The organism is Micromonospora sp. CA-263727 (genome assembly GCF_050942455.1).
In the GTDB taxonomy this organism is placed as follows: Bacteria; Actinomycetota; Actinomycetes; order Mycobacteriales; family Micromonosporaceae; genus Micromonospora.
In genome coordinates, this window is sequence record NZ_CP192031.1 from 18,819 (window position 1) to 40,196 (window position 21,378).

The following is a 21,378-nucleotide window of genomic DNA, read 5'->3' on the forward strand; positions in this document are numbered from 1 at the left end:
TTCATGCTCCTTGATCGCAAGTGTTGGCTGGTGCACCTTGGTCGTACCGGCGAGACGGACGGCGGGCGCACGCTCGTCGGACCGGTCAGGTTCTGTCAGACATGGACTTCCTGACAGAACCTGACCGAGCCGCGAAAGGGGCTTCGACTGACAGAAATCGGGGATCTGTCACGCGACATCTGCTGGGGACAGATCCGGCGAGAGCTGACGGGGTGGGGTGGGTTCGGCGCGCAGGACACGTACGAGCGCCGAGGCGGTGGCGTTGGACAGTTGGCGCCCGTCAGCGCGCAGCTGTCGAGCGAGGGCCTTACGGGACAACGGTGTCCCCTGGGCCGCGAGGGCACGGGCGGCGGTCCGGGCGACCGGGACCAACGCCTCGATCTCCGGCCCACCGTCCCGGACCCCCGCGTGGCTGTTGCGCCGGTCCGGGACCGTCGACTGCCCGTCCAGGGCGGTGGCGGTGACCGCCGGGGTGGAGTCCGGGACCGCGGACGTGCCGGCGTGGACCGGCGCAGCCGGTCCGGGGACCGTCTCAGCGGAGTCCGGGACCGTGGCGTCGGTGCCGGAAACTGGTCCGGACCCGACCCGCCCGGACCGGCTGTCCGAGGCGGGCGGGGCTGTCCGGTGGTGGAGCGGGGCAGGATCAGCGCGGCCGAGGGCGATCTTCACCATCGCCAGGAAGCCGAGCGCCGGCAACGCGGCGGCGATCCAGCCGATCACCGACGGCTCCGCCCCGACCACCTGAGCCGCCAGAGACAGGAACACCGCCACCGTCAACACCGTCGCCGGGAACGCGACGCTCTTGCCCAGCCGCCGGTTGCGGCGCAGCTCCAGGCCCGCCGCGATCGACGTCAGCTCCAGCACGACCGCGTCCGCCCACGCCAGCCAGCCCGGCTGCCCGTGCGCGGCGGCCACGTCATGGACGTGACGGAAGGACGCCGCGCCCGCCGCACCACCGATCAACAACATGATCAGCACCTGGACGCGATCCTCCAGCCGCTCCCGCCCCGACCGCACCTCGCCGGACCGGTCATCGGGTCGATGCTCAGGTCTCGCCAACGGCCCACCACCCGTCGACAGACCGCCCGTGCACGGCCCCAGCCAAGACGGCCAGACCAGCGCGAACCGAAACCGCGGGCTCGACGGACACCGCCGCCAGCCCCACCACATTGATGTTGAATGAAGTCACTTTGTTTGCTCCATGAATGGTCGTAGGGTTTCGAGGTAGGCGAATGAAGGCCGCCCGGGACGACCGCCTGCGATCACGCTTCCGGACAGGCGTGTTCCTGCCGGGTGACGCCCGGCCGGGCGGACCTCATTCGCACGCAGAGGTCGTACGATCACTGTGGACGAATCAACGAACAAGCCGGACCCCGCGCAGGGGCAGGCGAAAAGGGCAGAACGCGTCGCGCAGCCCGCACGACAGGCCACGCTCAGCAACGGACACAGGACACGGGCCAGCAGAGCCACAAAGGGGCAGAACTCACCAACAGCGCGCACGTAGAGCGCCCGAGGTGAAGCGGCGGCTCAACTCGCCGGCAGCCGAACCTTCATGTGGGTCCTCCCATCACTCCACGCCCGCGACAACGTCGACACGAACGACAGCAGGCACCCCAACTCCGGGAATGCCTGCCTCTCCATGGCCCCACCGCGCCAAGCGGCGGTACGAGAACGCACAACCAGTACGCCCCGGCACCACCCGCCGAGTCAACCCCGAATTCACCGGGCAACCCGCCCGCCCCACGCCGCCAGTCCGGATGAGTCCAGGACCATCGCCTCCAATGACAGGCAGTACCTCTGCGTCCACACAGCCACCGCGAAATCCCCTGCTGTTCTGCTCACTCCTTGGGACGGTCTTCTCATCATTCAGGCGATGCGGGCGGAGGCGGTCAGCGAGTAGGGCCGTCTGCACATGGTCACGGCACTGCCGCCCGTCTCCATGCAGTGGTGAGTGTCGTTCCTTGCGGATCAGGTCGTAGCCGTCGAAGGTCGAGAGCATGCAGAGATGGGATCCGCTGAAGGAACATCAACTGCTGGTGCTGCGGCGAATCGGCGACGGGGACGACCTCAGCGGCCCCAACGGGGCCGACCAGCGTCACACGGCTCGGGCCTTGCAGACCCGTCGCCTCGTCGACATCAGCCGTCGAGGTGGCGTGTGGCGGGCCCAGATCACCGACGCCGGCCGCTTCTACCTCGACAACGGCATCCACCCCGACCACCCCGACCGTCTCTCGGCCGGCACGACGGCACCGCGTCAGCGTGTCCGGACCACCACCACCGCCAAGCAAGGCAAGCCGGCCCCGGCCCACTTGGGAGCCGGTGACGCCTCCGAGGCGGCCGGCTCGACGCCGTCCCCCGCCGCCGTGACGGTCGAGCAGGCCCGACAACTCGTCGAACGCCTCCAAGCCGAGGGCGGAACCGTGCGAGTGGAGAGTCCCGATCCCGAGGAACGCGCCCGGTATCGGCGAGTCATCCACGCCGCCAAGCAGCACGGCCTCGTACCCGCCGGGTCACATCTCAAGCACACCGGCCGCGCCGCCGGAGATCTGATCATCCGCCTGTCCAACGACAACAACCCGGACGAGACGGACTGGAACCGGATCCGACTCAACACCCGTCGCGTCACCACCGATCCTGACCTCGTGTTCGCCGCCCTGGACAAGAACCCAGCCGGGCTGGAGGTCACCGAGGCATCCGTCCCCCGGGCGCTGGACCTGATCCGCGGCCTCGCCGCCGAGGCCCGACGACGAGGCCACCGGGTCGGAGTGAACACCAAGACCAAGAACCCCTCCGTCTACCTCCAGGTCGACAAGACCCGCCGAAAGGTCAGGCTGATCGAGGAGTACGACGAAGTCCCCCACGTCCCCACCGCCGAGGAAACCCGTCAGCTGCGCCGCAACCGGTGGCTGGTGATCCCCAAAACCGACAAGGTCGCCTCCGGCCGGCTGCGGCTGGAGATCGCCCGCGCCGGCTGGGACAAGAAAGACACCTGGACCGACGACAAGCGCACCACGCTGGAGAAACGCCTCCCCGAATCATCCGAGACGTCGAAGCCGGCATCACCGCCGACGAGGAAGCCAAACTGGCCGCCCAGCGAGCCCACGACGAATACGTCGCCGAGATGAAGCGGCAGGAGGCCGAAAAGCGTCGCCGCTGGCAGACCGCCCTCGACGAGGCCCGCCCCCAGGCCGCCGAACTCCTACGCAAGAAGGCATTCCGGCGCGCCTACGACTCCTGGACCTCCGCCAACGAGATCCGCGCCTTCTGCGACGCCCTCGAACAAGCCACGCCCAACGAATCGGCAAACTCGGCAAACCGCGCCCGATGGATCGACTGGGCGCGAGCCGCCGCCGACCGCCTCGACCCACCCGAGGAGACCGCTCCCTCGCCGACATCGACTTCGACATCGAACCCAAGCCCAGCGACCTACGCCCCTTCATCGGCGACTGGAGCCCACACAAACCCCACCGCGAATACCGCTCCGAACGCGACCAACAGGCCATCGACAACACCCGTCACCAAGCCGACACCTGGCACCACGGCATGCGCGGCCGGGCCACCTGGTGGCGCAAGTAGTCGCGACCGCCAACGGCCGGTGGACCACCAGCACTGTCGGTGGTCCGTGGGACGCTCAAGGCAGCAACCAGAGGATTTCGAGAAAGGTGGTGGCCGGGTGGCCGAGCTACACCCCTCGACGTACCTACAAGCGGCAGCCTGGGTACCCGATGACGACCCGGAGCGACCATGGGAGGACGCCGCCGACCTTGCTGCGGACTGGATCTGGGGGCGCAGCAAGATCGAAGGGGTAGCCCCGCTCCTGGTGACCAACACCTTCCAGAACGGCGTCGACATCGGATGCCTAGAGGAGATTGCTCGCCGTGGCGGTCGGGCCACGCCGCAGGGCAAGCAACGGTTCGATCGCGGTCCTGTGCTGGCCTACGTGCCGGATGAGCGAACGTTGAAGTTCGCGCTCGATCTCGCCCGCGGCTACTCGCTCGCGGTCGTGGAGACGGTCAGCTTCCCGCTTGCTGAGTGGGCGGCGGGTGCGGAAGCCATCAACCTGCTCGACGGTAGTACGAGCACGAGCAGCATCCCGGACGACGTCAAGGCCGACCTCGATCACGCGGTGTCCTTCGGCGGCGATAACGGTTGGACTGGCCTGCACGAGAAGCAGCACGCCCACACCCACCTCGGACACCATGTCCAGTCCGGCCGTCTGCCACCGGCGCAAGCAGCGTCCTACGTCTTGTCGCAGGGCGTCTCCGACAAGGGAGCCAAGCGACTGCGCCTACTTCTCGAGAAGCTGGCGTAACGGCTGTGCAGGAACTTTACGATCTCGCCTTCGCGCGACTCGACCGCGTGTCCGTCAAGCGCCAGGAGTTCGCTCAGTGCTGGGCGAGGTATATCTCGGTGCATCCGTGGGACATCGACGTCCGGAATGTCAATCCCTGCACACTGGAGATCCTGGCAGTCATGCGCGAGCCAGCGCCGGTCGAGCTGGCCCTGATCTTCTCCGAGTGGCTGGCAGCGCTACGGGCATCGCTCGACAACGCGATCTACGCCCTGGCCGCCGCGACCACCGGCCAGAATCCACCGCCGCAGGCAGAGCGCATCCAGTACCCAATCTGCTCGACTCCGACCGAGTTCAAGAGCCAAGCAAAACGCCTCACGATGCTGTCGAGGCACATCATCGAGGCGCTTGAGAAGTCGCAGCCCTACCAGTCCCCATGGGGCCCTGAGAGCAACCTGACCTGGTGGGTCAACGAGCTGGCCCGGAAGGATCGCCACCGAGTGCTCCACGTCGGGCTCGGCCGTGTCGACGAGCACCGCATCCGGGTTGCGCCACCGAGCGGCGTCACCGTTCAGTTCGACGATACCGTCGAGCCGTACAGCCACATCGAGCGGGAACTGGTGGTCGGGCGCTTCACGGCCAGCCAACCGCTGCGGCCACGGGAGATCACGGCGGACTTGACGGGCGTTGCCATCGCGCCGGAGATCCAGGCATGGGCTGGCTTCCGATTGAATGGCAGGCGCCAGTCGCTCCAGGACCGGATGGTCTACACCGAGATCTTCACGCGCAACCATCTGGAAAACATAGCCCTGATGGGCGAATGCGTGCCGCCTGGCGGGTTCAGGACGTTCGATCCCGCTGAACCGGAAGGTGGGGCGCAGCAGGCCAAGCAAGCCGACCGTCAGTCACGCATACGACCCGTGCCTTGAGCGTCACCAGATCCGGCTGTGCTGCCCTAGGTCACTGCTCAGGGCCTCAGGAGGTGGGCTGAAGATGTGATCTCGGTACGTACGCTGCGGGACGAGACGCCGGCCAGCCTGAGCCCTCTTGAGCCAGTCGACGAGTTCGAGGATGTCCTCCTCGCGCATGCCTTCTCGGCGTAGCTTCGCCACGAAGGCATCAGGTGTGATCCCGAGCCACCGGTCGCGGGCGTTCATGAGATCGGCCTTGAACTTCGCCTGTTCGTTCCACTTCAGGTGGTTCTCGTAGCCCCTGGCCATCATTGCGAGGTACTCAGCAATGCTGGCAACGCTGGGTGGGATGTCTTCGGCGTGGGCCATGAGTCAGTTGTACTACGGAGGTACGACATCGCCAGCAAGCTCGACTTCCGGACAGCGGCACTGCGGTCCGACGAGGCACCCGGCATTGGCATCTTCCTTGGATTGCTGTCTTACCGGGAGCCCCGCCTCACCCGGCTATCGACTTATCCGGGTTGCTGACCGGCGCTATCCAGTTGAAGATGGCTCAATGCAGGCGCCTAGATGATTACAGAAAGGCCTACGCGAACCCGCACATCACCGCTGGTGCCCCGCTCGTTAGTACGACTGTGACTGTCCCCGAAGATCTGGTAACTGATGTCGAGCGACGAAGGCGACGCCGCGAGGAGCGGCGGGAGCTTCTCCGCCGGTTGGAAGCGGAGGCGGCGGGGCCTCCGCCCTTCAAGGTGACCCTTACCCAGGCTCGGGCTCGCTGGCCGGAATGGGAGGCAGCGCATGATGATCGACGGGAGAAGGGGCTCCGCTCCGCCACTGAGAAGTTCGGGCCAGTCGCCGCAAATCTCCTCCTCGACATACATCTACCGCCGCTGCCGTCACCTACCGAGATCGTAGCCTTCGCGCTGACACTTGAATGCGGGCACGAGGACTTCTCACTGGTTAAGCGCACCGATGAACCCAAGCCACCACCCGAGCGGGCGCCGTGCCCGATCTATTGGTCGTGCCAGCTCAACGACGGCCGGACCGCCATTCGTTATGTCGAGCCAGGCGAACCCGAGCCGGAACACGCCGGACTCGGCCTGACGCTGCAGCGGTGGTCGGTCACCCTGGCGTGTGGGCACGCAAGCTCGGTACTGCGAGCTGAGAACGAGGAATCCCGGGTCGGTGACTTCATGGTGTGCCGCATGTGCGCACCAGAGGATCCAGACGCCGACGTCGAGATCGTCGCACTCGGCAAACAACTTCCCGACGTACTGGTTCAGAGCTGGAAGGTGGAACTCAACTGCGGGCATCTTGGCACCGACCACTTTATCCCAGTCAGCTTTCAGAATGATCCGGCCGCCTACCGAGCGCAACACCCCCGCCGCAAGGGGCTTCGCTGCATCGACCAGGCCTGCCACGAGCGCGAAGTGCGCAAGGTTCGCCGGCTTGGGGTGCTGGGCAAGATCCGCGCCCAGAAGCCAGCGGCTACGCCGCCGGATCCTGTTGCTCTTGCCGCCCGCGACTTGAGGCGACGCTTGACCAAGCAGGAGCGGCAAGCCCTCGTCCGTGAACTTCAGGCGGATAATGAGCGGCGATAGTCACGCTTGCGCTTCCGGTGGCGCCTACGGGAGAGCCTGGAGATCGACCGCGATGCACGGGGCCACGTTGGCGACCAAGGTCGCTGGTGTCACTGGCACCGACATATCCCTGATTCTTACGAGCTGGTCTGCTGCACGTAGCCATTTCATCGTGAGTAGAGCGGCGGGGCAACTGGCCTTGTTTCGGCTTGGTCAGTCCGACGATTTGCGGTAGTGCAGTCCCGGTGCGCGGTCGAGATCGAGAGTGAAGCCGTCGGGCATCGGCACATTGCCGTCCGCCGTATAGGTAGGGAGGGTAAGGGTGTAGCCGTTGGCGGCGTACGTGGCGGGCCCGGTGCAGGTGAGACGGTCGAAGGCCCCCCGCCTCCACAGGTACAGCGAGCCCGTGCTGCGGGTCAGGCGTACGGTGCCGGGTACCTCGTCACAGGCGAAGGTGCCGAGCGTGCTGTGGGGCGCTTCGGCATCAACGCTGTCCTGCGGTGTGGCTTGGTGGACGGGGCAGCTGGCCAGGGCACGAGAGAGGATTTCATCCGGTTTGGCGTCGAGGTCATGGGTGATGTCGGAGCGTGCGGCGGTGGCCACAAAGTCGGCAGGGATGCCGGCGTGGTTGGACAGGCAGACGACTCGAAGCCCCGAGTTCGTGAGGTAAGTGGCGGCAGAGAATCCCTGTTCGTGGCCGTAGTGGAAGACGGCGGTGCGACTGGGGCGAGGATCGGCGTAGAGCCCGGCACCGTACGTGAATGGCGGGTGGTCGCTGGGCCAGTAGCCGAGATCCTGATCGAACGGAAGGCCGTCGTCGGCCGAGGGGTGCCATTCGTGCCAGAGATGGGCGAGCCAGCGATCCAGGTCTGCGGCCGTGCACCACAGGGAGCCGGGGCCGGGGAGGGTGACCGGGGACTGCTGGTGCTGCCATCCGTCGGCGGTGGCCCGGTAGCTGGCGGCGGCATGAGGGATTACCTCGCGCGGATCGGTCTTGAAGCGGGCCGAGGTCATGCCGAGTGGGGTGAAGACTTGCCGGTGGGCGATCTCGTTGAGTCCGGCTCCATAGACGTGTTTGAGGGTTTCGGCGAGGAGGAGATAGCTGGTGTTGCTGTACAGGAAGCGACCCGGCTCAACAGCGCGGCGTTGCTGACGGTAGGCGAGTTGGAGCAGGTCGTCGGCGGTGTAATGGTCAAGGTCACGGAATCCGGCCAGGGCCAGCAGAGATTCGGCGTCGCGGAGGCCGCTGCGGTGCGCGACAAGGTCGCGGATGGTGACGTCGCGGATGCGGAAGTGCGGCAGGATGTCGCCTACGCGCCTGTTCAGGGTGAGGAGACGGCCGCGGTCGGCGCGGATGGTCAGGTATGCGGTGATTTGTTTCGCGACGGAGCCGACGTTGAAGGCGGTCTTCTCCGCAACAGGCGCGGAGTGCTCAAGGTTGGCCGCGCCGACATGCGCCTGGATCGGCGGACCGTCGGTGTGGCGTACGTACAGTGCGACGCCAGGCTCGCCCAACTGCTTATTGACGCCGGTGGTGGGAGCGGTCGATGTGTTGGTGGGGTTCATAGGCTGAGGGCCTCGTGGTGGACGGAGTGAAGGCGTTCCCGCAGTTCGGGGGCGGCGATCAGGGCGAGGGCGCGGTCGTGATCGGTGGCGGTGGCGGCGAGCATCCCGCGCTGTTGGTTTAGGTAGGCGGTCAGGAAGCGGTACACGTCGCCGTTCGTCTCGGGCAGGACGCGAGCGGTGTAGATCATGGTGAGGGGGAAGGCGAAGCAGGCGTGCAGGAAGCCGAAGGCAGGCCGGGCGGTCTTCTTCCAGGGGGAGTAGAACGTCACCTCGTCGCTGATCTTGCAGGCGGTGGCGCTCAGGGCGTCGTTGAGCCAGTTGTGGCCCGCCTCGTGGATGAGGTCGCGGGCTAGCACGACGGGCTCGTTGACGTGGTCGCAGTAGACGGTGCCGGGCAGCCGGGTGATGGTCCAGCTGTCGAGGGTGTCGCCGAGCTGTTTACGGCGCAGTAGGCAGACGACAACGGCGTGATCGGCGAGAAGGTCGGCGAAGCCGTTCCGCGCGCCGGTGGCGTACGCGGCTGCAGCCAGTTCTCGCAGGTCCGGCGGGGCGGCTGTGGTGTCCGGACCTAGTACGTAGTAGGGGGTCTCGGAGATCGCCGAGCGAGGCAGACGGTCCAGATCGGGGGCAAGGACGATGCGCGAACCGAGGATGCTAGGTGTCGAGAGCGCGGAGGCGTTCGCGTCCGGGTGGGCGCCGTACCAGTCGAGCATGGCAATCTCGCGGGCACGGGCGGCGGCCTCAGCACCTTCGAGGACATGGTGGGCCAGGCAGTAATCGGCGGCGTCCGTTCCCGGGGAATGGGGGGCGCTGGCCCTGTGCTGGGCTGCGGGCTTGAGGATGGCACGGATCCGGCGGGTGCGGTCGCGATGGTGGGTCTGGATGGCGGCAAACGAGGAGAGGACGGCGGGTACATCCACGGGGTGGATCCTTCCGATGGGCTGGGCCTGGGGCCGGCCCGTGAGGATCCGGCCCCAGATGGTGCTCACCGACGGCCTGCCGTCGGTGTGGTGCGCGGCGTTCAGAGGTCGGTGTCGGCGGGCGGCGCGGTGCCCGCCGGGTCCTCGATGGTTGGCCAGCCCTCGGCGGAGACGCTGGAGGTGTGGCGGGTGCTGCGTACGGTCTCGTCGTCGCCGCGCAGTTCGTTCACCGTGGCGAGGAAGTCGCTGATCCGGTCGTTGTCCATGAATGCGGTCGTCCTTTCCGAAATCGGGGTAATGGGCCGTGCACCTCTTGGAGTCGAGTAGTGCGGCGGCGAGCGGGCGGTAGACACCACGTCTCCTTCCAGTGAGGGTGGTCAGTTGCTGCGTCGAGCCGGAGTGGCGGCGGAGGTGGCCGCCATGCGCAGGGCGTCGCGCAGCTCGCTCATGGCCGGCCGGTCCTCGGGTACTGGGGCGAGCGCAGCAGTGATGATCGGGCGGAGGCTGCCGGATACGGCGTCCAGTCGGCAGGGGCCGTGGCGGGGGATGTCGGCGCATAGGTAGCGGTAGGCCAAGACCGCGAGACTGAAGGCGTCTGCGGCTGGGGTGGCGCGGTCGTAGGAGGTGGCGTACTCCGGGGGCCAGTGCACCTCCGGGCCGCGGCCGGCAGGACCGCGCGGGGTGTCGGTGCGGCGCGCGGCCCCGAGGTCGGTGATCAGTCCTTGTCCATGGTGGATGAGGATGTTCTCCTGGTAGACGTCGCGATGCACGATCTCGTGCTCATGCAGGGCGCATAGGCCCTCGGCGGCGTCAGCCAGGATGCTGAGCCCGGCCGCCACTTCGTCTCGGTTGAGGGTGGTGGTGAGGTGGGGTCCGAAGTTGCCGCCAACGCAGTGGGGCATGGTGTACCAGTCGAACCGGTCGGTGCTGCCGTCCTCGATCAGCGGCACGACGTGCCCGGTGCCCTGGGCGGCGCGGGTGACGGCGATCTCGTGGCGGAAGTCGTCGCGGGTCAGTGCCCGTTCGGCCTCGGTCATCTCCGCGTACCAGTAGAAGCCGTAGGCGGCCTTTCGGGTGTCCTCGTCGAGTTCGGCTAGGACGTGGTTGCTGCCGAAGCCGGCCTTGAGGACCACAGGGAGTGTCCCGTCGCGGCTGACAAGCACCAGGGTGCTGGCGCGGGTGAAGGAGAGGAGGTCGTGGACGCGCCAGCCGGCGTCGCGAAGCTGATCAAGGATCCAGCCGACGGGGTGCATTGGGTGCAGGTGCATGGGCCGGTTCCTCATGTTCTCGCCGCATGCGGGGCGGTTTCGTGTAGCCGGTCCAGGCAGGCGCCGGCCAGCAGGTCGAGGTCGGACTCGGTGGCGCACGGGTGGCGCAGCAGGGGCAGGCCGGTCGTCTCGGTCCACGCGTTGGCGGCCTGCTCGTACAGGTCGGCGAGCCGGGCGGCGGTCGACGGGTCCTCCCCGAAGCGGCGCGTCGTGGGTCGCTTCGACAGCCGGGTATGGCACAGCTCAGGCTCGGTGGTGAGCAGGACGGTCAGCTTGGCCCGCGCGGCCGTGACCTCGGCGACCTGCTGGACGTAGTGGGCGACAGGACGGTCGTACAGGAGGGCGAGGAGGCAGGCGGTCGACAAGGCGAATCGGTCGGCGACGACCGGACCGAGGGATAGGGCGGGGGTGAGGTTATGGCGGGCATGGAGGTCCAGGTCGCGGCGGACCGCGGCCATCGCTCGCACGGCGGTGGAGGCTGGGCGTCCGACCCGCAGGCCGATGATGGTGCGGGTGGCGTCCAACGACAGCCAGGCGAACTGGCCGATGTGCCCGAGGCGAATGTCCTCATAGGCGGCGGTGGCCAGGAGCCGGTCGCGCAGCGTGCTCTTCCCGGCTCCGGCGATTCCCTCCAAGGCTAGCAGCATGCCTCACCCCTGATCCTTTTCGGCGATCAGCCAGCTGATGAACTTCGCGACGCGGCCGCGGGTGACCGGTTCGGTGCCGTGGGTGAGCTGGGAGCCGTAGAGCAGGGCCGTACCCGGGGCGGGGCTCACACTCCAGCGGGTACGGGGCATGGCTGTATACCAGTCAGCGGAGTGGTCGGCTCCGTCGTGGGCCAGCCACATGCCGTCCGCGTAGCCGTGTCCCTGTGCGTCGTGGTCCAGGCGGGCATTCCACAGGCGGTCGCTGGACGTGCTCTCGACGTAGAATGCTCCTCCGGTCTCCGCCTCGTGGATCACTACGCTGATGCCGGCGATCTGCCGTGGCCAGGCGAGCGGGTCGGGGGCGATGCCGTCGAGGTGGCCGGTGATGTGCTGGCTGGGGCCGTACTCGACGTAGGTCCACGGCCGGCAGGCGGTGATCGACGGCATGACGCGGGACAGCGCGGGGCGGGCGCGGTCGAAGGCGTGCTGCAGGAGGTCCTCGGCTTTGTCCGGGATCCTTGGGACCTCGATCCGCCCGGCTGGCTCGTAGACGGCCATGGCTTGCTGGTTGGAGTGGCCGGGGATCTCATGGATGGAGGTGGCTCGCTGTGAGCCGAAGCGGAGCCGTGCCTCCTCGTTGAGGAAGTCTTTCATCATGGCGGCGAGCCGGTCCCGGTCCTCAGCGTCGAGGAACTCTTCGACGCTGCCGACCGCGACGGTCTCGGCGATGTGGATCACGAGTCGGTCCTCCTCGTCTCGAGTACCTGGCGGACGTCGTCCAGGCTGGTGCAGTGGTTGAGCCAACTGGCCACGGGGCGGTGGGTGGTGGCGATCGGGTTGGCCCATAGGGCCAGCAGTTCGCCGGTCAGTGGCAGTTCCTCCACGCCGGGCAGCGACTCTGGCACGGTCAGCCGGTCCAGCGCCGGGCATGAGGCGTCGTGCTGGGCAGCGAAGACTCGTCCCAGCCGGGCCGCCGCCACGAGGCCGCAAGAGCGCAGGAACGTTTTGGCGGGGTCGGCCTGCCGGTAGCTGCGGTACTCGGTCTGCGCCCACCCCTCGGCGACCGCGGCGGCTGTGGTCGCAACACGGCAGGTGGCGCAGCATGCGCCATCGACTTTTGGGCACGGCTGATGTTGGGCCGGGAGGGTGGCCGCGACCTCGACAAGGGCGACCCAGGCGGAGGCCGGCAAGACCTCGTCGAAGGTCCTGCGGACCGAGCGCGGGCCATGGTTGCAGCACGTCGGCCCCGGCCATCGCGCCGTGCTGGGCCGGAGGGCGGGCTCGATGAACAGAGCGTGGAAGTACACGATCCGCCCCAGCAACTGGTGGATCGTCAGCGAATCCGTGGCACTACTCACGCCGCCTCCTCAGCCTCGATCCACCGATGAAGGTCGGCTCTGCAGGACCCCGGATATAGAAGGTGCCCTCTGAACTGGAAGGATAGGAGTTGCGAAGCTTCTATCACTCGGTTCGAGAGGGCACCTCGTAAGTGAGATTACGCTATGGCGCGCCGGTGACGGCCGTGACGTTCGATGATCCAAATCTGGTGTCGTGTGCCGGCCTGGTTTCGGTGATGCGCCTTGCCGAGCAGGCGGGCCTGTATGACGCGGTCGCCGAGCGGGTGAGCGTGCCGACGGACAAGGGCGCGAACCCGGCGGGCAAGGTCGCCACGATCGTGTCCGGGATGCTCGCCGGGGCGGACAGCATCGATGACCTCGACGTCGCCCGGCACGGGGGTATGCGGTCGTTGTTCACCAGCGTGTACGCGCCGTCGACGCTGGGGTCGTTCCTGCGGACCTTCACCCACGGGCACGTGCGCCAGTTGCAGGCCGCGGCCCGCGACACCCTGATCGGGCTGTCGAAGCGGGCGCCGATCCTGGCCGGTGCTGGCGTGCTGTGCTTTGTGGACATCGACTCGATGCTGCGCCGGGTCTACGGCAAGCAGAAACAGGGCATCGGGTTCGGTCACGCCAAGGTCGGCGGCTACAACGTGCGGCTACGCGGCTACAACCCGCTGGTCGCGACGCTGTCCACGCCGCTGTCGGCGCCGGTGATCGCCGCGACCCGGCTGCGCGCCGGTAACGCCGGTTCCGCTCGCGGCGCCGCCAGCATGATCGCCGAGACGATCACCACCGCCCGTGCGTGCGGCGCTACCGGCGAGATCGTGGTTCGGGCCGACTCGGCGTTCTACGCCAAGACCGTCATCAGCACCTGCCGGCGCCGTGACGTGCGGTTCTCCGTCACCACCCGCATCGACGCGAAGATCCGCACCGCATGCGAGAACATCAGCGCAGACCAGTGGATCGACATCAAATATCCGCAGGCGGTCTGGGACGACGACGCCCAGCGGTGGATCTCCGACGCGCAGATCGCCGAGACCACCTACACCGCGTTCGCCGGCAGCCGACACGCGGTGACCGCCCGGCTGATCGTGCGCCGGGTCCGCCGCGACGACCCGACCCAAGCCCCGGGCCAGGAAGAACTCCTGCCCGCCTACCGCTATCACGCGGTGTTCACCGACAGCCCGTTCACCCTGATCCAGGCCGAAGCCCAGCACCGTCACCACGCTGTCATCGAGCAGGTCAACGCGGACCTGATCGGCGGGCCACTCGCGCACCTGCCATCGGGCCGGTTCAACGCCAACAACGCCTGGCTGACCTGCGCCGGCATCGCCCACAACCTCACCCGCACAGCCGGACACCTCGCCGCCGGCACCTGGCCGACCGCCCGCACCGCGACGATCCGAGCCCGGATCATCACCGTCGCCGCCCGCCTCGCCCACCGGGCCCGGACCGTTCACCTGCACCTACCCGACTACTGGCCCTGGCAGGCCGCGTTCGACAACCTGTTCACCGCCGTCCACCCCGCACCCAGCTGACCACGGCACACCGACCGGAACCAAGCGGCCCGACCACAAGCCACGAACCCCGTCCCACCCCTCAGCAACCACGCACGGAGCAAGCCGATCACGTAATCGGCAACCCCACCCTGCTCCAGAACCGCCCAATACCGGAACTATTCAACAGGCTCAGCACGAACCGCGTCGGTGGATCGAGGCTCAGTGGTCGGAGTGGTGATCTGCGGCAGCGGGCAGCAGCAGCCGCCCTCGGTGGGCCGGTCGTCCCGCAGCGCGTCGGCGACGGCACGGGTGGCCGCGTCCACGGCGTCGAAGTACGCCGGCCAGCCGTGCCCGGGGGCCGGGCGCAGCGTTAGGTCGAGCACGGGGCTCCTGCGTCCGGTGGCCTCGCACGTCAGCTCCGCCCGCCCGACGGTCAGCTGGACCGGGGCGGGCAGGTCGGTGGCCGCTGCGGTGACCGCGCGGCACAGGGCGGCGGCAGCCTGCGCGTATTCGGTCCGGTCGCGGGGAAGGATGCCGACCCGGCGCTCGGTGGGCTGCAGATCGAGACCGGAGTAGGGATGTCCCTGACAGCTGTCGTACGTGACCAGGCTCCAGTCCCGGGTGATGGCGTCGACCAGGGAACGGACTCCGGGCTCGATCGCCTCCCGCCACTGGGGGTGGGCCGGGTCCAGGTCATCGGCCTCGTGTACCCCAGGCAGGCCGACTGTGTTGATGTTGCCGTGCGCGCTGGTGTAGAGCCGCACAGGCGGACGGGGCGCGTTGGGATGGTCCCAGCGCGTAAGGAAGGCGGCGGCGTCGCGCATGCTGTTCGGCGTACGGGGGTGCCAGCGCACCCTTCGGCACCAGGCACCCGCCGGGTGGGCGGGCTGGGTGAGGAGCGCGGCAGTGCCGTCGATCATTCGCATCCGGTAGTCGCAGTAGGCGTCCTGGTCCCCGGCCTGGTCCTGACGCCAGCGAGTAGCCACACAACCTCCGCCACAGGTCGACCGGTACGCGCAGGTGGTGCACCGCCCCATCAGGGCCTTGCCCTGGTTCAACAGCGGCAGCCGCCGTTGGGCCGCGACGACGGCGCCTTGCGTGGAGACTTGGTTCAGGCGGGTCAGCTCGGCCTGAGGCCAGGGCAGTTCGTCACAGCTGCCGAGCCGTCCGTCCGGATAGAGCGTGAAGACGTGGTCGCACTTCAGGTTGGAGAAGTGGCAGAAGCCGGTATCCAGCCCGCGCAGCCGCCGGATGGTCGATACGGCCGGTTCCAGCTTCAGGCGGGCGAAGTATCCGGCGCCGATCCAGCGAGCGGTCGCGGCGAGCACGAACTCGGCGTACTGGTTCGGGCTGGTCGCCCACGCGGGTCCTGCTGTGCCGCGCACGGCCGCGAACTGGAGGAGTCGGCTCGCGGGAAGACGCCGACCCTGGGCGGCGGTGGGGCCCTGAACGGATGCATCGAAGCAGGGCACGAAACTGACGGCGTTGACTGCCTCGAAGCCGGCGAGATGGTCCAAGACGGCCTCTGCGCGGCCGAGCACGGCCGGGGTGACCGCGGCGATCACGCCCGCCCTCCGACCGCGCTCGGCCAGCAGCCGCAGCGTGTCGGCCACGCGCGGATACACCGCCCGGCCGTCGTACCCAACCCGCCAGGCATTGCCCGCCGCATCCCCGTCTAGGGAGATGCCGACCTGAAGGCTCGGGCAGAGGGCGTCAAACAGGTCCAGCCACTGCTCATCGAGAAGCACGCCGTTTGTCTGCATCGAGACCCGCACGACACTGGGCTGGGCGGCCAGTTCACGCAGGACCTCGGCAACGTGGTCGCGCCCGGCGGTCAGGGGCTCGCCGCCATGCAGCTCGACGGCGAGTGGACGCCCCGAGAAGAGTTCGGTGAGTCGACGTACCTGGCCGGCATCGATCCGGGCGCCTCCCGGGGCCTCCTTACGTTTCTCGTAGCAGTACAGGCAGTCGATGTCGCAGGTCTCACCCCGTAGCTTCAAGATCACCGAGACCGCGCTGCGGGAGTGCTCGGCGTCAAGGCCGCAGTACAGCTGAGCCATCGGGTCGTGCTGTTCGGTGGTGCGGCGCATCGGCTGCCTCCAGGGGATGGCCGTGACCGGGCGGGATCAGTCGTAGAGGCGTCCCAGCAGGGCGCCCTGGCCGGACTGGAGGATGTGGGCGGAGTCAAGCGGGATCCAGAAGCACTCGAAGTGCGTGGGCTCCTGCTCCCCGTCGTGGTCCTCCTGGCTCATCCACCGCTCCGGCGCCGACTCGGTCAGCTCTAGGTGGAAAACGTGGCGACGTTGGAGCTCGAACCGGTACGGGCTGATGTCGTACTCGGTTTCGCCGAGCTTCCGTACGATCTTGAAGTCCTTGAGTCCGGTCTCCTCCTGGGCCTCGCGAAGCGCTGCCCCTTCAGGGGTCTCGCCCGTGCGGATGCTGCCGGCTGGGACCTGGATGCCGACTTCCTCGTAGCTGTAGTCGGTGTGCCGGAATACCAGCAGCTTCCCGTCGCGTACGACGTAACACAGAACCTTTTCCTTAGTGACCTTCTCCGGCACCGAAAAACCCCTCTTCAGTCGTGGGAACCGGACGTGCATCCAGCAACGCCCGAGGTCGCGGCGCATGACCGCATGGCCCTGGCGACGGATAGCCGGTCGCCGGACAAACGACCTTGAGTCTAGGTCCTGTGGCCGGGCGTCACGAAAATCCGAGGTGGTCGACAAACTGGCTATGGAACCTCAAGCTACGGGGCGTGGGATTGCTCCAGATTCCCGTTTCGGGTCGCGGTTGTCGACGCCATGGTGGGGGGTCACCGTGGGGGGCCACGGAGGGCTGGAACTGGCGTCCCTGGCAAGGATCATAGTTCCTGCGGCTTCGGGTTTGGCCGCCGGCTTGTCGTAGTCGCGTTGCTGAGGCAGTGTCTTGGTTTGCCAGCCGGGCGGAAGGAGGTGCCCGTGGGAGTCCATGTAGATCCCTTGTGGTGGACGTCTGGGAGCTGGGAAGGGCGGCCAATCCGCGAGTACTTGCAGCACCGCGATATTGCCGCCATCTTTCGGTTCCTTCATGCACGGGGCATTTCCTACGGTGCCATCGCCGCACTCGTAGGGATTTCCGCCAACCGCGCCGCTGAGGTCGCCAAGGGCGCGCGCCAAGTGACGGCCTACGAGGTGCTCGAGCGAATCGCGGTCGGACTGGCCATTCCCCGTGGGCTGATGGGCCTGGGACAAGAGCGGGCCGTCGATGCAAGCCAGCGAGGTAAGTCGAACTTAAGGACGAGATACATTCGTCCGGTCGACGAGGGCACTGCTAGCGCCGCGTGCGGAGAGACCAGCTGGCCAACGGTCGGAGATAAAGCCGGTGGGGACGTTGGCTCAATCGCACATCTTCGCAACTCCTTGGACGAAGTACTGGCGTCGTCGAGTGTGGCGCCGCGACAACTTGAACTGATCGAAGAGTCCGCCAGTGAGCACATGAAGATCTATCCATCGACTCCGCCGACCATGATGCTGTCGCAGCTAGCCTCGGAGTGCATCGAGATCCAGGCGTTGTCTCGGCGCAGGCAGCCCGCGGTGATTCAGGCCCGACTGTCTGGCACGGCTGCTCTGTTGGCAACCATGTGCGCGGACGCGCTCATGCGGCTCGGGGTCGTTGATGAGGCTCGCCGCTGGTATAGGACGGCCGCGTGCGCCGCCGATGACAGTTCGGAACCCCGGCTGAGGGTACTGGTCCGCGCGCAATCGGCGATGCTGCCGTACTACTTCGGCGACCCGCAGCAGACACTCTCTCTGACCAGGTCAGCATTGGCCGTCGCCGAGACGCCGACATCGTCGTCGAGCGCGCTCGCAGCGGCTGGACGCGCGCGTGCTCTGGCACGCCTTGGCGCGGTCGAAGAGGCGCGAGCCGCCATCGGTCACGCTAGGAAGATCTTCGATCAGGTTGGCGACGACGATGGTGACGAGGCCTTCCGGTTTCCCGCCAAGCGGATGCTGCTGTATCTCTCAGGGGCAAGCACATGGCTGGGTGACATGACGGAGGCCTATCGGGTCCAGGAGGAGGCACTCCGGTTGTACGGACCCTACCCGTCAGCACCGATTGATCCCGCACTCATCGCGCTGGATCGGTCGATGTGCCTGGTTCAGGACCGGCGAGCGGCAGAGGCCGCAGCGTTGGCGCTTGAGGCCGTCATGGGCCTTCCAGCACCACAACGTACGGAGATCGTGCTGACCAGGGCCGGCGAGGTCGTCTCGGCTATTCCGGCGAGGCACCGCGGCGGCGAAGTAGCCGCGCTGACCGACTATGTGCGGGCCTGTCGCGAAGGTGGCCGTACGCTTGCTGCCGGAACCCCTGTGCTCGATCCCTAGGAGCAGCATGTTCATCGAAGCGCGAACCCGGCCGGTTCTCGCCGAGGTGTGTCGTCGCTTGAGGATCTCCAGCGCAGACGCCCGTCTGTTACGTCATCACACGAACGCCGTGTACGCCGTCGGCGACGTAGTGGTCAAGATCGCCCCGCAAGAATTCGACCTGGATCGCACGCGCGTCGTGGTGGCCGTGGTGCAGTGGCTGTCTGCGCGCCAGTTCCCCACCGTGTCCCTCAGCCCTCGTCTGCCACAACCACTGCTCGTGAGCGGGCACGCCGTAACCGTGTGGGAGAGGCTGGACCCGGCGCATGGTGAGCCAGTCACGACCAGCGAACTCGGCATCCTTCTGCGAGAACTGCACACTCTTCCAGCCGCGCCGGTCAGCCTGCCGAGGCTCCAGCCGATCGACAACGTCCGCCGATCAGTCGCCAAGTCGAGGATCATCAGCGCCGAGGATCGGGACCTACTGCTGAAACGCCTCGACTCGCTGGCTGCTCGCTGGTCCGCGCTGGACTTCCCACGAGGCCCGAGCCTGATTCAATCCGACCCCCAGACACGTAACGCCCTCCGCCGCTTCGACGGAACTCCGGTGCTTGCCGACTGGGACGGTGCCGCAATCGGTCCGCCGGAATGGGACCTCGCGACCGTCGCCGTCCACTGCCGCCGCTTCGACCTGCGCGGCTTTGCGGCCTTCGCTGACTTCACGACTACATACGGCTGGGACGCGACGTCATGGCCAGGTTTCGACGACTTATGCGAGCTTCGCGAACTACAGATGATCGCAACCAACGCCCGCAAGGCCCGAGCTGGCACCGAAGCCGCAACCGAGGTGCACCGCCGTATCGATGGCCTTCGTCGAGAGGGCCGACACCTCGGCCAGTGGCAGATCCTCTGACCGCCGACGCCGCGATGACGACGACGCCTCGGCCCGCCATCAGCTGCCCATCACGAACTTAAGTCGCGCCATGGAGTGCATCCCCGCTTGGCCGCCGTTTAGCGGTAGTCATGGCTCGGGGCGGTCGAGCCTGGCCAATGTTCGGCGGACGTGTGCGCGAAGGACGGGCGCAGCATGCTGAATCGCCCGGTGAACGGGGCTCTGGGAAGGGTAGCGGCGCAAGATCTCCTCGATACGCTCTCCGACGTCGAGCCGCTGCCCCTGCGGCCCAATCGTGAGGTCGGCGGTAACGAGAGCGTCCATCAGCGGCCCGTCGTCGAGCGGATAGTCCTCAAGTTGGTCAGCCAAGCCGCGCTCGGCCGCCTCGAACCTAGCGCACGTGTGATGGGCGATCAGCCCCACAAGTTGCGGCGCGTAGCCGTGTTGCCGCAGGTATCGCGCACCGTCCAACGAGTGCAGGCCGGTAGCCGCGAGGCCAGGCGCGTAGCCGATGTCATGTAGCCACGCCGCCGCCACCAGCAGGTTGCGCTCGGCTGGCTGGACCGTGACCGACAGCTCAGCAGCTCGTCGACCGACGCCTTGTACATGAGCCCATCTTTCAACGAGCGCGGGGGAATCGAGCAGCTCACCGGCGAGCTGCTGAGCTTGGGCGATGAGGTCAGACACTCTCCGAACAGTAGCCGCGTAGTGGGGACTTCCCCACCCACTCGTCGGGGCCTGCTGAGGCGTCAGGAGGTGTGAGCGTCCTTTCCGATCTCAGCCGACGTACGGTGTGGCCTGGCCAGCGAGCGCGTGGTCGATGCGCAGTCGCATTGACGGATGGATGTTGAGCTCGTCGAGGTGAGAAGGATCCACCCAGCGGACCTCGCGCGACTCCGTAGAGGTAGCCAGTTCCCCTCCTACAGGCCTGGCCATGAAGCAGATCGAGAACTGCTGGCGCACCTCGCCGTCGTCGTAGGCCATCACATGTCGCGGGTTGGTGTAGAGGCCGACCAAGCCCGCGACCTCTACCTCGATACCCGTCTCCTCGCGCACCTCCCGCACTACCGTGTCGGAAATCGACTCACCGACGTCGTGCCCACCACCGGGTAGCGCCCACAAGTTGTTGTCGGTTCGGTGAATCATCAACAACTCGCCGCGCTGGTTGCGTACCGCCGCGACAACCGACGGTACGACGCTGTTGGCTTTCGGGGCGTTGGCGTCATTGAAGTAGTCACGGCGCGGCATCCGTCATCTCCCGTCGAAGGCGGCTATCACCGCATCAATGTTCGTTGTGGGTTTTGCCTGGTTCCAGACTCGGTCGAAGCTGGTGAGGTAGTGGTCAACGACACGACCACCAGGAACGCGCCGCAGGTGCAAGACTGGATTGTGGGCGGCGGTGGAGCCGTACACGTGCGTGTTGACCAGCATCGTCTCGTCCGCACGAAAGATGGAAGCGTACAAGGTCGTGTCGTGCAGACGTAACTGCACGCCGGGAATGGTCAGGATCGGCTCGTAGTAGCGCAAGCTCAGCAGCACGCGGTGCGCGAGTCCGATACCGAACCCCTCTTCTCCTCCTCGGCGACGTACTCCGGCGCCATTCGGGTCGGCCAGCAGAGCCCGTATCCGGCAACCCTGCCGTGCTCGCTCGCCGAGCCGGGTGATGTCGTGGAGTTCGGGAAGGAACAGGCCGGCGTAGACGAGGATGTCGACCGACTCGCGCGCCTGCTCGATCAACGAACGCCATAGCTCGAGCGGCACCGCGGAGCGGGACGGGTAGAACTCGACCATTTCGGCCCGCCCGGCGGATGTAACCCTGGGATCGTCCGCGACGGATGGCCATAGATACGTCTCGTCAACGCCGAGCAGGTCCACAGTGGCAGTGCGGTGAGCGCGGTGTGGCACACGGTCACGCGTGATCCAGCGCTCCACCGTCTTCGGGTCGACTCCGATTAACTCGGCGCATCGCTGTGTGGTCAGCCCCTTGGCCGACAAGGCACCTCGCAGGCGCTCGTTCGGCATCAGGCTTTGAGCGCGACAGAGGGACGCATGGGGGCCTTTATATCACCATCAAGACGTCCGCGAAAGTCCCTAACGGGTGGTGACGGCATCCATGCG

Annotated in this window: 22 protein-coding genes; 8 read left to right on the forward strand and 14 right to left on the reverse strand. The window is 67.2% G+C overall.

Going from position 1 to position 21,378, the window contains the following annotated elements; genetic code table 11:
* Positions 1-168: 168 nt before the first annotated feature.
* A complete protein-coding gene (locus ACQPYA_RS00080; protein WP_433530594.1) occupies positions 169-1,059 on the reverse strand; it encodes a DUF2637 domain-containing protein in 891 nt (296 codons plus the stop codon).
* Positions 1,060-1,997: 938 nt separating this feature from the next.
* On the opposite strand from ACQPYA_RS00080, the gene ACQPYA_RS00085 reads away from it, so the two are divergent.
* The 4 genes from ACQPYA_RS00085 to ACQPYA_RS00100 all read left to right on the forward strand — a co-directional run bounded on the left by ACQPYA_RS00085 (position 1,998) and on the right by ACQPYA_RS00100 (position 5,220).
* Entirely contained in the window at positions 1,998-3,125 is a 1,128-nt protein-coding gene (locus tag ACQPYA_RS00085) for a hypothetical protein (RefSeq protein ID WP_433530595.1), read from the forward strand.
* Positions 3,126-3,324: 199 nt separating this feature from the next.
* Positions 3,325-3,576, forward strand: a complete 252-nt coding sequence (locus ACQPYA_RS00090) for a hypothetical protein (protein ID WP_433530596.1) — start codon at positions 3,325-3,327, stop codon at positions 3,574-3,576.
* Between the two features lie 97 nt (positions 3,577-3,673).
* Entirely contained in the window at positions 3,674-4,312 is a 639-nt protein-coding gene (locus ACQPYA_RS00095; protein WP_433530597.1) for a hypothetical protein, read from the forward strand.
* Positions 4,313-4,317: 5 nt separating this feature from the next.
* A complete protein-coding gene (locus ACQPYA_RS00100) occupies positions 4,318-5,220 on the forward strand; it encodes a hypothetical protein (protein ID WP_433530598.1) in 903 nt (300 codons plus the stop codon).
* 3 nt (positions 5,221-5,223) lie between these two features.
* Here ACQPYA_RS00100 and ACQPYA_RS00105 read toward each other — a convergent pair whose 3' ends face one another.
* Positions 5,224-5,571: a hypothetical protein gene (locus tag ACQPYA_RS00105; protein ID WP_433530599.1), complete on the reverse strand. Its 348-nt coding sequence runs from the start codon at positions 5,569-5,571 to the stop codon at positions 5,224-5,226.
* A gap of 266 nt (positions 5,572-5,837) precedes the next feature.
* On the opposite strand from ACQPYA_RS00105, the gene ACQPYA_RS00110 reads away from it, so the two are divergent.
* A complete protein-coding gene (locus tag ACQPYA_RS00110; RefSeq protein ID WP_433530600.1) occupies positions 5,838-6,806 on the forward strand; it encodes a hypothetical protein in 969 nt (322 codons plus the stop codon).
* A gap of 192 nt (positions 6,807-6,998) precedes the next feature.
* On the opposite strand, the gene ACQPYA_RS00115 is transcribed toward ACQPYA_RS00110, so the two are convergent.
* The 7 genes from ACQPYA_RS00115 to ACQPYA_RS00145 form a co-directional block, all read right to left on the reverse strand.
* Positions 6,999-8,351 (reverse strand): serine hydrolase domain-containing protein, encoded by a 1,353-nt coding sequence (locus ACQPYA_RS00115; RefSeq protein WP_433530601.1) that lies wholly within the window; start codon positions 8,349-8,351, stop codon positions 6,999-7,001.
* Positions 8,348-9,271 (reverse strand): aKG-HExxH-type peptide beta-hydroxylase, encoded by a 924-nt coding sequence (locus ACQPYA_RS00120; protein ID WP_433530602.1) that lies wholly within the window; start codon positions 9,269-9,271, stop codon positions 8,348-8,350. Before ACQPYA_RS00120 ends, ACQPYA_RS00115 begins: the two co-directional genes overlap by 4 nt.
* A gap of 101 nt (positions 9,272-9,372) precedes the next feature.
* Entirely contained in the window at positions 9,373-9,537 is a 165-nt protein-coding gene (locus ACQPYA_RS00125; protein ID WP_433530603.1) for a hypothetical protein, read from the reverse strand.
* A gap of 111 nt (positions 9,538-9,648) precedes the next feature.
* Positions 9,649-10,539: a protein kinase domain-containing protein gene (locus tag ACQPYA_RS00130; RefSeq protein ID WP_433530604.1), complete on the reverse strand. Its 891-nt coding sequence runs from the start codon at positions 10,537-10,539 to the stop codon at positions 9,649-9,651.
* Between the two features lie 11 nt (positions 10,540-10,550).
* Positions 10,551-11,186 carry a hypothetical protein gene (locus tag ACQPYA_RS00135; protein ID WP_433530605.1) on the reverse strand — a complete coding sequence of 212 codons (636 nt, stop codon included), beginning with the start codon at positions 11,184-11,186 and terminating at the stop codon, positions 10,551-10,553.
* A gap of 3 nt (positions 11,187-11,189) precedes the next feature.
* Complete coding sequence (locus ACQPYA_RS00140; RefSeq protein ID WP_433530606.1) at positions 11,190-11,924, reverse strand: hypothetical protein; 735 nt, start codon at positions 11,922-11,924, stop codon at positions 11,190-11,192.
* On the reverse strand, positions 11,921-12,544 hold the full coding sequence (locus ACQPYA_RS00145) for a hypothetical protein (RefSeq protein ID WP_433530607.1): 624 nt from the start codon (positions 12,542-12,544) through the stop codon (positions 11,921-11,923). The genes ACQPYA_RS00140 and ACQPYA_RS00145 overlap by 4 nt, the downstream gene beginning before the upstream one ends.
* A gap of 131 nt (positions 12,545-12,675) precedes the next feature.
* Here ACQPYA_RS00145 and ACQPYA_RS00150 point away from each other — a divergent pair, with 131 nt between their 5' ends.
* Positions 12,676-14,064 (forward strand): IS1380 family transposase, encoded by a 1,389-nt coding sequence (locus tag ACQPYA_RS00150; protein WP_433530325.1) that lies wholly within the window; start codon positions 12,676-12,678, stop codon positions 14,062-14,064.
* Between the two features lie 137 nt (positions 14,065-14,201).
* On the opposite strand, the gene ACQPYA_RS00155 is transcribed toward ACQPYA_RS00150, so the two are convergent.
* Both ACQPYA_RS00155 and ACQPYA_RS00160 read right to left on the reverse strand, forming a co-directional pair.
* The gene (locus tag ACQPYA_RS00155) at positions 14,202-16,115 is read right to left on the reverse strand and encodes a radical SAM protein (protein ID WP_433530608.1); all 1,914 of its coding nucleotides are present in this window, start codon (positions 16,113-16,115) and stop codon (positions 14,202-14,204) included.
* Between the two features lie 36 nt (positions 16,116-16,151).
* Positions 16,152-16,586: an NUDIX hydrolase gene (locus tag ACQPYA_RS00160; RefSeq protein ID WP_433533712.1), complete on the reverse strand. Its 435-nt coding sequence runs from the start codon at positions 16,584-16,586 to the stop codon at positions 16,152-16,154.
* A 390-nt stretch (positions 16,587-16,976) separates the two neighbouring features.
* On the opposite strand from ACQPYA_RS00160, the gene ACQPYA_RS00165 reads away from it, so the two are divergent.
* Positions 16,977-18,389 (forward strand): hypothetical protein, encoded by a 1,413-nt coding sequence (locus ACQPYA_RS00165; RefSeq protein WP_433530609.1) that lies wholly within the window; start codon positions 16,977-16,979, stop codon positions 18,387-18,389.
* Positions 18,390-18,396: 7 nt separating this feature from the next.
* Entirely contained in the window at positions 18,397-19,281 is an 885-nt protein-coding gene (locus tag ACQPYA_RS00170) for a phosphotransferase (protein WP_433530610.1), read from the forward strand.
* Between the two features lie 108 nt (positions 19,282-19,389).
* On the opposite strand, the gene ACQPYA_RS00175 is transcribed toward ACQPYA_RS00170, so the two are convergent.
* The 3 genes from ACQPYA_RS00175 to ACQPYA_RS00185 all read right to left on the reverse strand — a co-directional run bounded on the left by ACQPYA_RS00175 (position 19,390) and on the right by ACQPYA_RS00185 (position 21,282).
* Positions 19,390-19,947, reverse strand: coding sequence for an HD domain-containing protein (locus ACQPYA_RS00175; RefSeq protein WP_433530611.1), 558 nt, complete (start codon positions 19,945-19,947; stop codon positions 19,390-19,392).
* Between the two features lie 90 nt (positions 19,948-20,037).
* Positions 20,038-20,508 (reverse strand): NUDIX hydrolase, encoded by a 471-nt coding sequence (locus tag ACQPYA_RS00180; RefSeq protein ID WP_433530612.1) that lies wholly within the window; start codon positions 20,506-20,508, stop codon positions 20,038-20,040.
* Between the two features lie 3 nt (positions 20,509-20,511).
* Positions 20,512-21,282 (reverse strand): XRE family transcriptional regulator, encoded by a 771-nt coding sequence (locus ACQPYA_RS00185; protein ID WP_433530613.1) that lies wholly within the window; start codon positions 21,280-21,282, stop codon positions 20,512-20,514.
* Between the last annotated feature and the right edge of the window lie 96 nt (positions 21,283-21,378).

Excerpts from the sequence above, each read along its gene's own strand:
- ACQPYA_RS00085 (WP_433530595.1), top strand. The coding sequence starts at position 1,998 with ATGCAGAGATGGGATCCGCTGAAGGAACATCAACTGCTGGTGCTGCGG.
- ACQPYA_RS00090 (WP_433530596.1), top strand. The coding sequence starts at position 3,325 with ATGGATCGACTGGGCGCGAGCCGCCGCCGACCGCCTCGACCCACCCGA.
- ACQPYA_RS00105 (WP_433530599.1), bottom strand. The coding sequence starts at position 5,571 with ATGGCCCACGCCGAAGACATCCCACCCAGCGTTGCCAGCATTGCTGAG.
- ACQPYA_RS00115 (WP_433530601.1), bottom strand. The coding sequence starts at position 8,351 with ATGAACCCCACCAACACATCGACCGCTCCCACCACCGGCGTCAATAAG.
- ACQPYA_RS00125 (WP_433530603.1), bottom strand. The coding sequence starts at position 9,537 with ATGGACAACGACCGGATCAGCGACTTCCTCGCCACGGTGAACGAACTG.
- ACQPYA_RS00130 (WP_433530604.1), bottom strand. The coding sequence starts at position 10,539 with ATGCACCTGCACCCAATGCACCCCGTCGGCTGGATCCTTGATCAGCTT.
- ACQPYA_RS00135 (WP_433530605.1), bottom strand. The coding sequence starts at position 11,186 with ATGCTGCTAGCCTTGGAGGGAATCGCCGGAGCCGGGAAGAGCACGCTG.
- ACQPYA_RS00155 (WP_433530608.1), bottom strand. The coding sequence starts at position 16,115 with ATGCGCCGCACCACCGAACAGCACGACCCGATGGCTCAGCTGTACTGC.
- ACQPYA_RS00170 (WP_433530610.1), top strand. The coding sequence starts at position 18,397 with ATGTTCATCGAAGCGCGAACCCGGCCGGTTCTCGCCGAGGTGTGTCGT.
- ACQPYA_RS00180 (WP_433530612.1), bottom strand. The coding sequence starts at position 20,508 with ATGCCGCGCCGTGACTACTTCAATGACGCCAACGCCCCGAAAGCCAAC.
- ACQPYA_RS00185 (WP_433530613.1), bottom strand. The coding sequence starts at position 21,282 with ATGCCGAACGAGCGCCTGCGAGGTGCCTTGTCGGCCAAGGGGCTGACC.